Here is a 15,161-nt window from a genome sequence, read left to right as displayed (position 1 = left end):
GTGAGTGAAAAGTGTTGCCGGAGCAACACTTTTCACTCACGACTGCCACTAGGCGAAATGGTGGTGGAAACGGGTAGTGAGGGCGGCGGCGCCGTGGTCGGTGAGGGCGCCGTGCAGGCGAAGGCGGGCCAGGCCGCCGTCCGGGTAGATGTCGAGGCGGACGTCGGTCACCTCACGCGACTCGGGCAGCACGAAGCGGTGCCGGGTGTCGGGCTGGAGCCGGGTGCGCGGCAGCAGCTCGAACCACGAATCGTCGGAAGCCCGCGAGTCGCGGCCGCTCAGCGACGCCCAGCCGGGCGCGTTGCCCTTCAGGTTGCTGGTGTCCAGGTCGGCGAAGCGGAGCAGGCCGGGACCGGCGAGCCGGATAGTGGCCCAGTCGTTGCCGTCGTCGCGGCGACGGGCGGTCTCCCAGCCCTCCGCCTGATGCGCGGCCAGTCCCGGCGCGAGCAGGTTGTTGGGCGAGGAGTAGAACATGTCGCTGCATCCGGTGCAGGTGGCGCCGTTCTCCAGCGCGGCGAGGTCGAGCGCGCCGGGGTCGAGCAGCCGGGGGTCCGGGATCACCTCGCCGTGCACGCGCAGCCTGGCGACCCCGCCGTCCGGGTGCATGGTCAGCCGGACGTGGGTGCAGCCCTCGGCGGACTCGACCGCGAAGAAGTTCTCGCTGTGCCCGGTGACCGGCGCCCTGGACACCAGCGGCCGCCAGTCCGCCCCGGCCAGCTCGTCCGCGTTCGGATAGCCCTGGACCGCGCAGCCCTCGACCGAGACGAACGGCGGGTAATTGCCCTTGAAGAAAGCGGTGTCCACCAGCACTCCGGCGATCACGCCCGGCATGCCGAGGCGCACGATCGCCTGGTCGTCCCCCGCCTCGCGGTGCCGCCGGGTCTCCCAGCCGTCGTAGACCTGTCCCCGCGGCCCGAAGGTCTCCGCGCGATGCGCGGGCGGCCACGCGTTGATCAGGTTCTCCTTCTCCGCGAACAGCTCGTCGGTCGCCCACATCACCGTCCCGCCGAACCGGCGCGAGGCCAGATCCGGCAGGTCGGTCCACTCCGGACGGTCAGCCTTCGACAAATTTCCCTCCATCTTCAGCACATTCCCCGGGACAGCAGCGCGCCACGCGGCTGCTCCCCGTCGATTTCCGTTCCCCGCAACCAGGTCTGACGCACCACTCCGGCCAGCGGACGGCCGTGGTAGGCGGAGACCGGGTTGCGGTGGCGCAGTTTCGCCACGTCGACCACGAAAGCCTCATCGGGGGCGAACACGCAGAAGTCCGCGTCGTACCCGAGCGCGATCCGGCCCTTGCGCCGCATCCCGGCCTGCGCGGCCGGGCGCTCGGCCATCCACCGGACGACGTCGGACAGCGTGAACCCGCGCTGTCGTGCCTGCGTCCACACCGCGGGCAGGCCGAGCTGCAGGCTCGCGATCCCGCCCCAGGCCACCCCGAAGTCGCCGGTGTCGAAGCGTTTCAGCTCGGGCGTGCAGGGTGAATGGTCGCTGACCACGCAGTCGATCACCCCGTCGGCCAGTCCGCGCCAGAGCAGCTCGCGGTTGGCCGCCTCGCGGATCGGCGGGCAGCACTTGAACTGGGTGGCGCCGTCGCCGATCTCCTCCGCGGTGAAGCTCAGGTAGTGCGGGCAGGTCTCCGCGGTGACCGCCACCCCGTCCCGGCGGGCACTGGCGATCATCGGCAGCGCGTCCGAGGAGGACAGGTGCAGGATGTGCACCCGCGCCCCGGTCCAGCGGGCCAGCTCGATCAGCCGCGCGATCGCCACGTTCTCCGCTCCGCGCGGGCGGGAACGCAGAAAGCCGTCGTACTGCTCGCCGTGGGTGTCCGGCGCGTGCTCGATGGCGTCCGAGTCCTCGGCGTGCACGATCATCAGCGCGCCGAAGTCCCGCAGCGCGCGCAACGCGGCCTCCAGCTCGGTGGCGTCCACCGGCGGGAACTCGTCCACCCCGGAGTGCAGCAGGAAGCACTTGAAGCCGAACACCCCGGCGTCGTGCAGCCCGCGCAGCTCGTCCAGGTTTCCGGAGATCGCGCCGCCCCAGAAACCGACGTCCACGTGCACCCTGCCTTCGGCGGCCTTCCGCTTGACCTCCAACGCCGGCACGTCGACCGTGGGCGGCAGGCTGTTCAGCGGCATGTCCACGATGGTCGTGATGCCACCGGCCGCGGCGGCCGCGGTCGCCGTCTCGAAGCCCTCCCACTCGCTGCGGCCGGGGTCGTTGACGTGCACATGGGTGTCGACCAGCCCGGGCAGCAGGGCCACGTCCTCGCCGAGCTCGACCACCCTTTCCCCGGTCAGCCCCGCCTCCAGCGGCTCGATCGCCACAATCCGGCCGTCCGTCACCCCCACACACCGCGCGACCTCACCAACCGGCGTCACCACCCGTTTCGCCCTGAACACCAGCTCCACCCACACCACTCCCTCTCTCCGCCCTCACACCCGACGCCGTGAAGGGCACCTTGCCTACGTTCAAGGTAGGCAAGGTGCCCTTCACGGACGACCTCAAGGGGCGGGTTCGAACTCGACCACGGAGTCGAGGGCGACGCCCATGGCCGCGTTCGCCTCCCGCTCGATCATGATCTCCACCAGCACCGGGCGGTTGGTCCGCTCGGCCTCCTTGCGCGCCCACTCCAGCGACGGCTGGATCTCCGCCGGCTCCACCACGCGGGTGCCGGAGCAGCCGTACGCCTCCATGATCTTGACGTTGTCCGTGCCGTGGCTGTCGTAGTGGATGTCCACCTGGAAGTTCATGTCGTAGCCGCGCTCGGCCTGCCGGATCAGCCCGAGGTACTCGTTGTTCAGCATGATCAGCACGAACGGCACGTCGTACTGGGCGGCCACCGCCAGCTCCTCGACCAGGAACTGGAACGAGTAGTCGCCGACCACCCCGACCACCTCGGCGTCCGGGCGGGCCTTCTTCACCCCGATCGCGGCCGGGATCTCCCAGCCGAGCGGGCCGGCCTGCCCGCACACCTGGTAGTGCCGGGGCAGGTGCGCGCGCTGGAACTGGCCGGACCAGATCTGGTACAGCCCGATCGCGGTGACGAAGTAGGTCTCCGCGCCGTAGAACTCGTTGATCTCCTTGAACACCCGCGGTGCCTTGATCGGCGTGTCCTCGAAGTCCTCGCGGCGCGGCAGCAGCTCCTTCAGCTCGTTTACCCGCCGCACCCACGGCGAGAAGCCCGGGGTGACCTGCCGGTCCTCGGCCACGGCGAGCAGCGCGTTCAGGAAAGCCTTGGTGTCGGAGACGATGCCGAGGTCGGGCCCGAACACCTTGCCGAGCTGGGTGGGCTCGATGTCCACCTGGATGAACTTCCGCTCACCCCGGTACACCTCCAGCGCGCCGGTGTGCCGGTCGCCGAACCGAGCACCCAGCGCGAGCACCAGATCGGCCTCCAGGAAGGCCGCGTTCGCGTACCGCTGCGAAGTCTGGATTCCGGCCATACCGGAGAACAGCTCGTGGTCCTCGGGGAAGCTTCCCTTGCCCATCAGGGTGACCTGGACCGGCACACCGAGCAACTCGGCCAGCGCGCGCAGCTGCACCTCGGCCTCGCCGATCACCACCCCGCCACCGGCCAGGATCAGCGGCCGTTCGGCGGCGAGCAGCATGTCCAGCGCGCGTTCGACGCGGGCCGGGGCCGGCGTGGGCACGGTGACCGGCAACGGGGCGTCGATACTGGCGTCCCACTCGATCTCCTGCTTCTGGATGTCGATCGGCAGGTCGATCAGCACCGGCCCCGGCCGCCCGGACCTGGCGATCCGGAACGCCTCGCGGAACAGCCACGGCAGCTGGGCCGCCTCCTTGGCCTGCACCGCCCATTTCGTCACCGGCTTGGCGATCTCCACGATGTCCACCGCCTGGAACGCCTCGGTGTGCAGTTTCCGCGAGTCCGCCTGGCCGGTGATGCAGATGATCGGAATGGAGTCGGCCTGCGCGGTGTACAGCCCGGTGATCATGTTCGTGCCGGCCGGCCCGGAGGTGCCGATGGCAACGCCGACGTTGCCGTTCGTGCGCGCCCAGCCGTCCGCCATGTGGGTGGCGCCCTCTTCGTGGCGGACCACGAGGTGCTCGATGCCGCTGCCCTGAAGCGCTTGGTACAGCGGGAGGATCGCGGCACCGGGGCAGCCGAACACGGTGTCCACCCCCTCGCTGGCGAGCACCTGGACCACGGCCTGCATAACGGGAATCTTCGGCATGGTCAGCCTTCCTTCTGCGCTCGGCCGGAAAGCTCTTCGGTGACCTTCAGCAACGCCGAGTGGTCCAGCGAGCCGTGCCCCATCGCGCGGGCCGAGGCAACGAGCTGGGCGACCAGGCCGGTCAGCGGCAGCGCCACGTCGGCCTGCCTGGCGGCGGCCAGCGCGATGCCCATGTCCTTGTGGTGCAGGTCGATCCGGAAGCCGGGCTGGAACTGCCTTGCCACCATGGACTCGCGCTTGAGGTCCAGGATCCGGTTCGCGGCCAGCCCGCCGGCCAGCACGTCGAGGCCGATCCCGGCATCCACGCCGGAGGCCTCCATCAGCACGATGGCCTCGCCGACCAGCCCGTAGATCCCGCCGACCAGCAGTTGGTTCGCCGCCTTCACCACCTGCCCGGCGCCATGCGGGCCGACGTGCACGATGGTCTTGCCGAGGACGTCGAAGATCGGCTGCGCGGCCGCGAAATCGGCGGCCTCGCCACCGACCATAATGGACAGTGCGGCCTGCTTGGCGCCGGCCTCACCACCGGACACGGGCGCGTCCAGCACGCGAATCCCGTTGTCCTGCGCGGCCTGCGCCACCGCCACCGAGGTCTCCGGGCGGATCGTGCTCATGTCGATCAGCAGCGTGCCGCGCTTGGCCGTGTCCAGCACGCCGCCGTCGCCGAGCACCACCTCCTCCACCTGCGGGTGGTTCGGCAGCATGGTGATCACGATCTCCGCGCCGTCCACCGCGTCGGCGACCCCGGTGGCGCCGTGGCCGCCCTGGTCCACCAGCCTGGCCAGCGCGTCCGCGCCAACGTCGTAGCCGCTCACGTCGTGCCCGGCGGCCACCAGGTGCGCCGACATCGGCCCGCCCATGATGCCGAGCCCGATGAATCCGATCTTGCTCATGAAGTTCCCCTTCGCTCCCGCGGCAGCCAGTCGAAGGACTGGTCGCTCGCGCCGGTCGGCTTGTACTCCAGGCCCGCGAAGCCGTGATATCCGGCAGCTTCGAGGGCGGCGAGATGACCTTCGATGTCCAGTGCGCCGGTACCGGGCTGGTTCCGGCCCGGCACGTCCGCGATCTGCACGTGGCCGATCCGCGGTGTGTGCTCGGCGATCACCGCGTCCAGGTCGTCCCCGTTCACGGCCAGGTGGTAGAGGTCGGCGAGCAGCAGCACGTTCTCGCGGCCGAGCTTGTCCAGCACGGCCACCGCGTCGGCCGCGGTGAGCAGCGGGTAGCGGGACGCACCGGAGAGCGGTTCGAGTACCAGCTTGGCGCCGATCCCGGCCGCCTCGCGCGCCGCGAAGTCCAAATTGGACAGTGCCAGCTCGTCCTGCGCGGCCGGGTCCGCGCCGTCCACCCGGTTGCCGTACAACGCGTTGAAGGTGCGGCAGCCGAGCCGTTCGGCTAGCCCGACGGCCAGTTGCACGCTGTCGGAGAACTCGCTCTCCCGGCCGGGCCATGACACCAGCCCGCGATCGCCGCCGGGCATGTCACCGGCGAAGAAGTTCAGCCCCACCAGGTCGACCCCGGCGTCGGTGACCGCTCGTTCGAACTCCGACACCGCGCGGTCGCCGGGCACCGCGACGTCGAAGGGCCACCAGAACTCCACGGCGTCGAACCCGGCCGCGCGGGCGGCCGCCGGTCGCTCGGGCACGGGCAGCTCGGTGAACAGGATGGACAGGTTCACGTCGTAGTGCAGGGAGTGACGTGTCCCGGGTATAGCGCTCAACGGGCACCTCGCCAAGGTTTCGTATTGCGGAATTATCTTTTCGCATAACGAGAGTAACCCGATGGTGTGACCCACGTCAACGGACAGCCGGCCGCCACGGCACGCGCTACCTTGCGCGAGTGGAACTGGAAGCGGAGTTCACCAGCGAGCCCTTCCGCGGCGAAGGCGAGCCGCCGGCGCATGCCGTACGGGCGCACGAAGCCGCCGCGGAAGCCGGGCTGCACACCGATTTCGGCCCGCTGGGCACCTCGGCCCGCGGGGATGCCGACCGGCTGCTCGACGCGCTGCCGTCGATCGCCCGCGCGGCGCTGGACGGCGGCGCGACCCGGTTCACCCTGCGACTGCACAGCGGCACCGAGCCCCGGCCCGCGGGCGCTACGGGGTCACCGTCGAGCGTCCTGGACGGGCTGATCCGCGAAGTGGAGTCCGAACTCGGGGCCGCGCTCGCCGAGCTTGACCGTCCCGGCAAGCAGCGCGCGGTCCGACTGCTGGAGGAGCGCGGCGCGTTTCAGCTGCGTAAATCCGCGGCGCTGGTGGCCGAAGCGCTCGGCGTCACCCGGTTCACCGTGTACAACTACCTGAACCGGGAGACCCCGTGAGTCAGCAAAGATCAAATTCAACAAAGTGTTGACGCCTCCGGAACCGGGTCGTACCGTTCCTGTCAGCAGAATTTCGTTTCCACGATGCAAAATTCGTTGAAGGAGCCTGGATGTCTCCTCCGCCGAGCACGGCCACCACGATGACACTGGCCGAGTTCAACTCCGCGGCCCTGCCCCGGGCCGAAGCCCTGCTCAGCGCCTGCCTGGACGTGCCGCGCTGGGTGCGCGCGGTGCTGGCCGGGCGGCCGTACGCCGACCACGCGCGACTGCGGGAAGCCGCGGAAGCCGCCACTCCACTGCGCGCCGAGGAGATCAGCGCGGCCATCGCCGCGCACCCCAGGATCGGCGAGAAGGCCGCGCCGGAGCAGGCAGCCGCCGGCTGGTCGCGCTCGGAGCAGTCCGGTGTGGACGATTCGGCGGCGGAACTGTTCAAGCAGGCCAACGCCGAGTACGAGCAGCGGTTCGGCCAGGTCTACCTGGTCTGCGCGAGCGGGCGGTCCGGCGAGGAGCTGCTGGCCGACCTGCGCGCCAGGCTCGGCAACGACCAGGACACCGAACTGCTGGTCGCCGGCCGCGAGCTGGCGAAGATCGCGTTGCTACGACTGGAAAAGGCGGTCCGATGAGGCGCGCCGACACACTCGTTCCCGTGGAGGCGCCATGAGTCTCGTGACCACGCACGTGCTCGACACGACCGCGGGCCGGCCGGCGAAGGGCGTTCCCGTCCGGCTGGAAACGCGGTCCGGCGAACTCGTCGCCGAGGGCAGCACCGACGACGACGGCCGGATCCGCGACCTCGGCCCGGACAGCCTGCCCGCCGGGGAGTACCGGCTGGTCTTCGACACCGGGTCCTACCTGGGTGAGCAGGGGTTCTTCCCGGAGGTCAGCGTGTGCTTCCGGATCACCGAACCGGCCGCGCACCACCACGTGCCGATCCTGCTCAGCCCGTTCGCCTACTCGACCTACCGAGGGAGCTGATCCGCCTTGGCAATCAAGTTGGGGCCCAACCAATACGGCAAGGCCGAGGTCCGCATGGTCACGGTGCGGCGCGACGGCGACGTGCACCAGCTCAAGGACCTCACCGTGTCCACCTCGCTGCGCGGCAGGCTCGAAGCCACCCACCTCACCGGCGACAACGCCGACGTGGTCGCGACCGACACGCAGAAGAACACCGTGTACGCCTTCGCCAGGGAGAGCCCGGTCGGCGAGATCGAGGACTTCGCCCTGCGACTGGCCAGGCATTTCGTCGGCGGGTTCGAGCACATCGAAGGCGCCCGCGTGCTGATCTCCGAGCACGGCTGGAACCGGATCCAGGTGGACGGCCGGCCGCACGAGCACGCGTTCTCCGGCGCCGGCGACGAGTCGCGCACCACCGCGGTCACCGTGCAGGGCGACCAGGCATGGGTGGTCTCCGGGCTGACCGGGCTGGTGGTGCTCAAGTCGACCGGCTCGGAGTTCCACGGCTTCCCCCGCGACGAGTACACCACGCTGGCCGAGACCGACGACCGGATCCTGGCCACCGCGGTCACCGCGCGCTGGCGCTACGCCGGCGGGGACGTGGACTGGCGCGAAAGTTTCACCGAGATCCGCCGGATCATGCTGGAGACCTTCGCCACCAAGCACAGTCTTTCCTTGCAGCAGACGCTTTACGCGATGGGCGAGGCGGTGCTCCAGTCCCGGCCGGAGGTCGCGGAGGTCCGCCTTTCGCTGCCGAACAAGCACCATTTCCTGGTGAACCTCGAGCCGTTCGGGCTGACCAACGACAACGAGGTCTTCTACGCGGCCGACCGTCCCTACGGCCTGATCGAGGGCAGCGTCCTCCGCGACGACGCCCCCGACCCCGGCCTCGCCTGGCACACCCTCCCCACCTTCTAGCCCACCCGACGTCATGCAGCGAAGGCCACCATCGCTGCGTTCAACGCAGGCAAGGTGGCCTTCGCTGCATCCACCACCACCTGGGAGGCACTGTGAGCACGGCAGTCGAGCCACACCCGGTCGATCGGAAACCTCCTCCGCTGCAGCTCGTCATCGGCGGCATCCAGCACGTCGCGGCGATGTACGCCGGGGTGGTCGCGCCGCCGCTGATCATCGGCGCCGCGGTGGGCCTGTCCCCCGGGCAGCTGAGCCTGCTGATCAGCGCGAGCCTGTTCACCGCGGGGCTGGCGACCCTGCTGCAGACCCTCGGCGTGTGGCGGTTCGGCGCCCGGCTGCCACTGGTGAACGGCGTGACCTTCGCGACCGTGGCGCCGGTGCTGTCCATCGCCGGTCAGCACGGGCCGCAGGACGCGCTCGGCGTGGTTTACGGCGCCACGTTGGTCGGCGGCGCGCTGGTGGTGCTGGCCGCGCCGTTCTTCTCGCGGCTGACCCGGTTCTTCCCGCCGCTGGTGACCGGCACGGTGATCACCCTGATCGGTGTCTCGCTGCTGCCGGTGGCGGTCAAGTGGATCTCCGCCCAGCAGGACACGGCCGAACCGTCCGGGCTGCTGCTGGCCGGTGTCACGCTGGTCGCGGTGCTCGGGTTCAACCGGTTCCTCAGCGGTTTCTGGAGCCGGATCGCGCTGCTGCTCGGCCTGGTGGTCGGCACGCTGGTGGCCTGGCCGCTGGGCAAGGTGGACTCGTCGACGCTGGCCGAGGCGCCCGCCTTCGGCATCGTCACCCCGTTCCACTTCGGCGCACCGGCGTTCGACATCGCGGCGATCGTGTCGATGGCCATCGTGATGCTGGTGGTGATGGCCGAAAGCACCGCGGACATGCTGGCACTGGGCGAGATCGTGGACCGGCCGACCACCGAGAAGACACTGGCCGACGGGCTGCGCGCGGACGGCCTCGCCACCGCGGTGAGCACCGTGTTCGGCGGTTTCGCCTGCACCGCCTTCGCGCAGAACGTCGGGCTGGTCGCGCTGACCAGGATGGTGAGCCGGTACGTGGTCGCGGCCAGCGGTGCCGTGCTGGTGCTGCTCGGGGTGTTCCCGGTGACCGGCGGCATCATCGCGCTGGTGCCGCAGCCGGTGCTCGGCGGCGCCGGGCTGGTGCTCTTCGGCAGCGTCACGGTGAGCGGAGTGCGCACACTGGCCAAGGCATCCTTCGACCGGCCGGCGAACGTGACCATCGTGGCCGCGTCGCTGGGCATCGGGATCATCCCGATCGCCGCACCCGAGTTCTACGCGCATTTCCCGTCCGCGGTGCAGACCGTGCTCGACTCCGGGATCAGCGCGGGTTGTGTGGCCGCGGTGGTGCTCAACCTGATTTTCGGGGAGCGGGCCCGCACTCGTGCCCCGGCCTGACACTTTCGGGGGTCACACAGCCAGCGGTGTCAACCCATGCGCGAGCGGGCATAACATCGGAGGCTCCGCTGTTTTCGACGCAGGGAGGCCGCTATGACGGCGAACGCCGGTGGTTGTGGCTGCTGCAGTACGTGCACCGATCCAGGGTGCGGTTGCTGCGGTAGCTGCTGAAATCCGAGGCGGCCGACCCGCGTCCGACGCGGGCCGACCGCCATCCGTCAAGCCACGGCCGCGATCCGAAGCGCCGCGACGAGATCCCGATAGAGCGCGTCGGTCGCGAGCAGTTCGTTGTGCGTACCCCGAGCGCGGAAGATTCCGTTCTCCAGCACCAGAATCTGGTCCGCATCGAGCACTGTGGACAGTCGGTGCGCGATGGTGATCACCGCGCCTCGCGCGGAAACCCGGTCGATCGCGTCGTGCACCGCGGCCTCGGTCAGCCCGTCCAGCTGCGCGGTCGCCTCGTCCAGCAGCAGGATCTCCGGCTCGCCGACCAGCGCCCGCGCGAGCGCGATCCGCTGCCGCTCACCACCGGAAAGCACCGCACCCGACAGCGGGGTGTCCAGCCCGTCGGGCAGGGCGGTGGCGCGATCGGCCAGCCGGACCGCCCGCAGCGCGGCCCAGATCGCGTCGTCTCCGGCCTCCGGATAGGTGTACGCGAGATTTTCACGCAGAGTGCCGGGCACCAGCGGGGTGTCCTGCTCCACGTAGACGATCCGCTTGCGCACGTCCGAAAGTGACCACTGCTCGAACGGGACGCCGTCCAGGGTCAGCTGCCCGCTCTCCGGCTGGAGGAAACGCAGCATCAGCGAGAACATCGTCGTCTTCCCGGCGCCGGACGGCCCGACGATGGCGGTGTGCCCGGTGCGCGGCACGTCCAAGCTCACGCCCCGCAGCGCGGGCTCGGCACCGGGCGCGTACCGCGCGGTCACCTCGCGGAAGGAGAGCACCGGGGCGCGGTCGACCGTCCGGCCGAAGGACGTGGTCTCCCCCGCGTGCTCCACCTCCATGCTCTCCACCTCGCGGATCCTGGCCGCGGCCGCGATTCCGGACTGCAGCTGGGTGACCGTCTGGGTCAGCGTGGTGACCGGCTCCATCACCTGGAAGGCGTAGAGCAGGAAGGCGACCAGGCTGGACACCGCGAGCACGCCCGCACTCACCCGCCAGGCGCCCAGCGCCAGGATGAGCAGGATCGCCAGCTGGATCCCCGCCCCGGCCACCGTCCACGCGATCGCCTCGATCCGCACCGCGCGAACGCTCTGCTTCGCCGACTCCTGCGCCTCGTCCAGGATGCGCGAGCTTTCCCGACCCTCGGCCCGGCTCGCCTTCACCGTGCGGATCGCGCGCAGCGCGCCTTCCAGCACTCCGCCGAGCCTGCCCACCGCGGCCTGGGCGTCCTGCTGTGCCTTCGCGATCGGCGGCATCAGCACCCCGACCACGAACCCGACCACGACCAGCGCGCCGACCGTGGTAGCTAGCAGCACCCAGTCCAGCGCGGCCATCAGCACCAGCGCGCCGGCCAGCGCGACCACCCCGTTGACCGCCTGCACCACGCTGTTCGCCGCGGCCTCCCGCAGCAGCACCGTATCCGAGGTGACCCTGGTGACGAACTCGCCGCCGGAGCGCTTGGCCAGCTCTCCGACCCGGACCCGGAACAGCCGCCGGACCATCGAACTGCGGGCCTCCAGCACGATCCGCTCGGCCAGCGTGCCCAGCAGCACCCACTGCAGCAGGCCGAGCGCCGAACCCGCCACCAGCAGGGCGACCAGCAGCCAGACCGCCGGCGCGATGGAGACGCCGGAGCCGAGGCCGTCCAGCACCCATTTCGTCACCATCGGCGTCGCCAGCGTCGCGCCGGTGGTACCGAGGCCGAGCAGCAGCCCGACCATGAGGGTCAGCCGATGCGGTCGCACGAAGGTCCACAGCACGCGCAGGTTCTGCCATCTCCCGGCCAGTTCTCCGGTAGCCATTCGATCCCCCAAGTCTGGTATGTCCGATGCCCAGAACCCCAGAGTAGCGAAATGAGACAGAGCTGTCCTATAAATAAGCGCGGGCGCTCTTATATAGAGTAGGCCTGATGCCAGAACCCGAATCGGGCCTCCGCGGCCGCACCCGGCAGGCGATCCTGGACGCGGCCGCCTCGGTGCTCTCCCAGCGCCCTGCCGCGACGCTCGCCGAAATCGCAGATGAGGCCGAGGTCGGCCGCAGCACCCTGCACCGGTACTTCGCCGAACGCGCGGACCTGGTCACCGCGCTCGCCGAGGACACCGTGGCCAGGGTCCGCCTCGGCGTCGAGCAGGCCGCGCTGGACCAGGGCGACACCGTCGAAGCGCTGTACCGGGCGGTGCGGGCCTACTACGAGCTCGGGCCGCGGCTGCTCTTCCTGTTCAACGAGCAGCACCAGCTACGGGATGCCGAGCGGTTCATGCACGAGATCGACGAGGTGGACCGGCCGGTGCGCGACCTGATCGCGAAGGGGCAGACCGACGGCGTGTTCGACCCCGAGGTCAGCGTGGACTGGCTCAGCCGGGTGCTCTGGGCGGTGATCTACACCGGCTGGGAGTCGGTGCGCCTCGGCGAGCTGTCCCGGCACGCGGCCCCCGCGACCATCATCCGCAGCCTGGAACGCGGCCTCTTCCGCCAGCCGCCGCGCTGAGCTGCCCCGGTCAGCGGACCGTGTCGGTGAGGTCGATGAGGTCGGTGATCTTCCGGACGAACGCCTGCTGGGTCGCGGGGGTGAAGGTGACCCAGCGATCGCGGGACTGCTCGCGGTCGAAGCCGATCAGCCAGCGTCCTTGCTCGGTGTCCAGGTAGGTGAGGGCGGGCCTGGCGCTTCGCCTGCTGCCGCCTTGCCGGACGGCGGCATGCACCTGGCCACCGCCGTAGCGGGGCAGGTTCAGCACCGCCTCCAGGCGGCGGGACTCGGGCGTGGGCCGGGCATTCGCGGTCCACGGCGCGTCGGCCTCCGGCAGGGAGATGGTGAGCCCGGCGCCGGCGCCGAACGCCGGGATCTGCTCGATCCAGTGCTCCACAGCGGTTTCCGGGTTGGCCGGCATCAGCCGGACCCACTCGTCACGGCGCAGCACGACCACCGCGTTGCGCCCGGACCTGGCCACCGCGACGGCGTAGTGGCCGTACTCGCCGCTCTGCACCCAGCCGAAGATCTCCAGCGCGGGCCTGGCCAGGAGGGCGAGAGCGTCGTAGAAGTCCTCCCGCAGCCTGCCTCGGCTGAGCAGCCCGACTTCGGCGAGGTCGTCGCGCACCACCTCGTCGAGGCGTTGCTTCGCGTCGCGAGGCAACCAGGCGTCGCGGCCGACGAGGATCTCCGGCGGTTCGCCGAGGCTGTGCTCGGCGAGCTGGTGGAGCACGATCTGCCGGTGCAGGGTCACGTCGTCACGCCAGGGCATGACGACCCCGTCTGCCGGTCATTCCCCGATGACCGGCGGCGCGGTCTTCGGCAGCTCGCCGACGAACGCGTCGTCCGGGTCGTACTCCTGGAGATAGGCGGGACGCTCGTGCTCTTCGTCTTCGGCACCCTTGCCCCGGCCCGCGCCCGCCATCGGCGCACCGGCACCCACGCCGCCACGCCCGCCCGCGGCTCCGGACGTGCCGCCTCCGGCAACACCGCCCGGCCCGCCGCCGGGCATTCCCGCACCAGTGCCCTTACTGCCGGCAAGGCCACGGCCACCCGGCTCGTTGCCGGCGCCCGAGCCGCTGCCCAGCCCGCCGACTCCGGAGCCGGGCCTGCCGGTCATACCCGAGCCCGCGCGATAGCCGGAGTCTCCGCCCGCACCGCCGCCGGGCGCGAACCCGCCGACCGGCCCATATCCGGTGCCGCCATACCCGGTGGTACCGCCGACGCCCTTGAACTCGCCGGGCGAAAAGCCCGGGTTCGGGATGTTCCCGCTCGGTGGCACGTAACCCGCACTCGACGTGCCCTGACCTGCCACCGGAATCTGCTGGTGAGCCGGACCGCCGGGCTGACCCACCGGTCCGAACGGTGCGTGCTGCCCCGGCTGATCGACCTGGCCGGGCCCGTTCGTGGTCGCCGGCGGCGCCGACACGGCCGCTGGGCCGTTCTGACTCTGCTGAGGAACCGAAATGTCACTGCCCGACCGCGAACCGGGGCCTTCCCAGGTCGGTCCGCCACCGATGTGTTCGACATTGCCGGTATTCCGCTGCAGGCTCAGCTGCATACCGCTGGTGTCGGAAAGCAGGGCGCCATAGTCGGTCGGCATTCCGTCGCCGACATTGGTGCTGTTGTCGTCATAGCCGGAGTAGACCGCCTTGTTCATTTCGGTCGCCTGCCGATAGGCCTTGGCTTCGTCCGCATAATCGGTCAACATCGGAAAGGCCTTGTCGATGAAGTCCGGCTCCCCCGGATTCGGCGGCACCTTGACCACGGTCCGCTTCACATGCTCGAAAACGTCACCCTGCTGAGTGTGCAGCTCCTGCGACTTGGCCAGTTCCTGCGAAGCCATCTTGGCGACCTGCGCCACCGGGTTCGCCGCGTTGCTGGCCGCCTGAGCGGAATCTCCTCTCCACCCGCCGCCGATCATGCCCTGCAGCTTCACCACCCGGGCGTTGATCGTCTCCTGCAACTTCGACTGCTGGCTCGCCGCATCCTTCGCGCCGTGAAGCGACTCCGGACCAGGACCGCCGGTGATCTTTTCGTAGATCTCCTCCGGCGTGAGACCGCTGGAGAAGATATCGCGCATGACCGCGCCTATGTCAGCCATCAGGAGCCCCCCTTAATGGTCTCCAACATCATCCCCGCCACCGTATGCGCCACTTCGCACGGATCTTCCGTGCCACGATTATCCCGCGACTGAACTATTCCCGCCTGATAGGCAAGCTCATCGGTAACCCCGACCAAGACAGCACACGCCCCGCCGGCAGCATCTGTTTTAAGACCGTAGGCCACCGTCGGGTAGCCGTTGATATCCGCCATCGGCTTGAACACGTCGTACTCGCCCCGGTGTTCATAAGCAGCAGTCAAGCCACGTTTGGTGGCCTCGACCCACTGAATAGTGGCAGCGGCCGAAGTCGCCTGCTCGTACCAGCGACAACGTGGTCCGGTAGGGCCGGCCGTTTTCTCTCCTTGAGCTGGAACCCCGAGTTGACCCAACTGCGCAGGTGTCAGAACAGAGCATGGTTCCTGCCGGAACGACAGAGTATCGGTCAACGGACTCGCAACCTTTGGCGCACCAGCGGCAGGCAGACCGTTCCCTGAACCGGGTGGCGCAGAAGAAGCCGAGCCGGTGCCTCCAGGAGACGAGCCGTCGGCAACTGGATTGCCAGGCTGCTCACTCGAGCACCCGGCCAGTGCCAACGCTCCAACGGCGAGCACAGCACGCATACACAAGGA

At 69.8% G+C, this 15,161-nt stretch carries 15 protein-coding genes; 6 read left to right on the top strand and 9 right to left on the bottom strand.

Features of this window, described 5'->3' with window-relative positions; all coding sequences use genetic code 11:
* Positions 1-48: 48 nt before the first annotated feature.
* From alc to AMYNI_RS0127200, 5 genes are all read right to left on the bottom strand, one after another.
* Positions 49-1,080: an allantoicase gene (gene alc / locus AMYNI_RS0127220; RefSeq protein ID WP_026360982.1), complete on the bottom strand. Its 1,032-nt coding sequence runs from the start codon at positions 1,078-1,080 to the stop codon at positions 49-51.
* Between the two features lie 2 nt (positions 1,081-1,082).
* Positions 1,083-2,411 carry an allantoinase AllB gene (gene allB, locus AMYNI_RS0127215; protein ID WP_026360981.1) on the bottom strand — a complete coding sequence of 443 codons (1,329 nt, stop codon included), beginning with the start codon at positions 2,409-2,411 and terminating at the stop codon, positions 1,083-1,085.
* Positions 2,412-2,504: 93 nt separating this feature from the next.
* Positions 2,505-4,181, bottom strand: a complete 1,677-nt coding sequence (gene gcl / locus AMYNI_RS0127210) for a glyoxylate carboligase (RefSeq protein ID WP_020671239.1) — start codon at positions 4,179-4,181, stop codon at positions 2,505-2,507.
* Positions 4,182-4,201: 20 nt separating this feature from the next.
* Positions 4,202-5,092: a 2-hydroxy-3-oxopropionate reductase gene (locus AMYNI_RS0127205; protein ID WP_020671238.1), complete on the bottom strand. Its 891-nt coding sequence runs from the start codon at positions 5,090-5,092 to the stop codon at positions 4,202-4,204.
* Positions 5,089-5,916 (bottom strand): hydroxypyruvate isomerase family protein, encoded by an 828-nt coding sequence (locus AMYNI_RS0127200; RefSeq protein ID WP_026360980.1) that lies wholly within the window; start codon positions 5,914-5,916, stop codon positions 5,089-5,091. Before AMYNI_RS0127200 ends, AMYNI_RS0127205 begins: the two co-directional genes overlap by 4 nt.
* Before the next feature lie 119 nt (positions 5,917-6,035).
* Between AMYNI_RS0127200 and AMYNI_RS0127195 the strand changes: the two genes are divergently transcribed.
* The 5 genes from AMYNI_RS0127195 to AMYNI_RS0127175 all read left to right on the top strand — a co-directional run bounded on the left by AMYNI_RS0127195 (position 6,036) and on the right by AMYNI_RS0127175 (position 9,796).
* The gene (locus tag AMYNI_RS0127195; RefSeq protein WP_020671236.1) at positions 6,036-6,515 is read left to right on the top strand and encodes a helix-turn-helix domain-containing protein; all 480 of its coding nucleotides are present in this window, start codon (positions 6,036-6,038) and stop codon (positions 6,513-6,515) included.
* A 140-nt stretch (positions 6,516-6,655) separates the two neighbouring features.
* A complete protein-coding gene (uraD, locus tag AMYNI_RS0127190) occupies positions 6,656-7,138 on the top strand; it encodes a 2-oxo-4-hydroxy-4-carboxy-5-ureidoimidazoline decarboxylase (protein WP_020671235.1) in 483 nt (160 codons plus the stop codon).
* Between the two features lie 34 nt (positions 7,139-7,172).
* A complete protein-coding gene (gene uraH / locus AMYNI_RS0127185; RefSeq protein WP_020671234.1) occupies positions 7,173-7,490 on the top strand; it encodes a hydroxyisourate hydrolase in 318 nt (105 codons plus the stop codon).
* A 6-nt stretch (positions 7,491-7,496) separates the two neighbouring features.
* Positions 7,497-8,387, top strand: coding sequence for a factor-independent urate hydroxylase (pucL, locus tag AMYNI_RS0127180; RefSeq protein WP_026360979.1), 891 nt, complete (start codon positions 7,497-7,499; stop codon positions 8,385-8,387).
* A 92-nt stretch (positions 8,388-8,479) separates the two neighbouring features.
* Positions 8,480-9,796: a nucleobase:cation symporter-2 family protein gene (locus tag AMYNI_RS0127175; protein WP_020671232.1), complete on the top strand. Its 1,317-nt coding sequence runs from the start codon at positions 8,480-8,482 to the stop codon at positions 9,794-9,796.
* Positions 9,797-10,014: 218 nt separating this feature from the next.
* Here the strand turns inward: AMYNI_RS0127175 and AMYNI_RS0127170 are convergent, their stop codons facing one another.
* A complete protein-coding gene (locus AMYNI_RS0127170) occupies positions 10,015-11,763 on the bottom strand; it encodes an ABC transporter ATP-binding protein (protein WP_020671231.1) in 1,749 nt (582 codons plus the stop codon).
* A 107-nt stretch (positions 11,764-11,870) separates the two neighbouring features.
* On the opposite strand from AMYNI_RS0127170, the gene AMYNI_RS0127165 reads away from it, so the two are divergent.
* Positions 11,871-12,449 carry a TetR/AcrR family transcriptional regulator gene (locus AMYNI_RS0127165; protein ID WP_020671230.1) on the top strand — a complete coding sequence of 193 codons (579 nt, stop codon included), beginning with the start codon at positions 11,871-11,873 and terminating at the stop codon, positions 12,447-12,449.
* A gap of 10 nt (positions 12,450-12,459) precedes the next feature.
* Here AMYNI_RS0127165 and AMYNI_RS0127160 read toward each other — a convergent pair whose 3' ends face one another.
* From AMYNI_RS0127160 to AMYNI_RS48425, 3 genes are read right to left on the bottom strand one after another with little or no spacing between them, the layout of a single operon-like run.
* A complete protein-coding gene (locus AMYNI_RS0127160) occupies positions 12,460-13,200 on the bottom strand; it encodes an ESX secretion-associated protein EspG (RefSeq protein WP_020671229.1) in 741 nt (246 codons plus the stop codon).
* Between the two features lie 18 nt (positions 13,201-13,218).
* Positions 13,219-14,532: a PPE domain-containing protein gene (locus tag AMYNI_RS47480; RefSeq protein ID WP_157357494.1), complete on the bottom strand. Its 1,314-nt coding sequence runs from the start codon at positions 14,530-14,532 to the stop codon at positions 13,219-13,221.
* Positions 14,532-15,152 (bottom strand): DUF3558 domain-containing protein, encoded by a 621-nt coding sequence (locus tag AMYNI_RS48425; protein WP_245574010.1) that lies wholly within the window; start codon positions 15,150-15,152, stop codon positions 14,532-14,534. Before AMYNI_RS48425 ends, AMYNI_RS47480 begins: the two co-directional genes overlap by 1 nt.
* Between the last annotated feature and the right edge of the window lie 9 nt (positions 15,153-15,161).

This window comes from Amycolatopsis nigrescens CSC17Ta-90 (assembly GCF_000384315.1).
Lineage (GTDB): Bacteria > Actinomycetota > Actinomycetes > Mycobacteriales > Pseudonocardiaceae > Amycolatopsis > Amycolatopsis nigrescens.
Note: the sequence above shows the minus strand (reverse complement) of the source record. Positions and strands in the feature narration are given on the sequence as shown.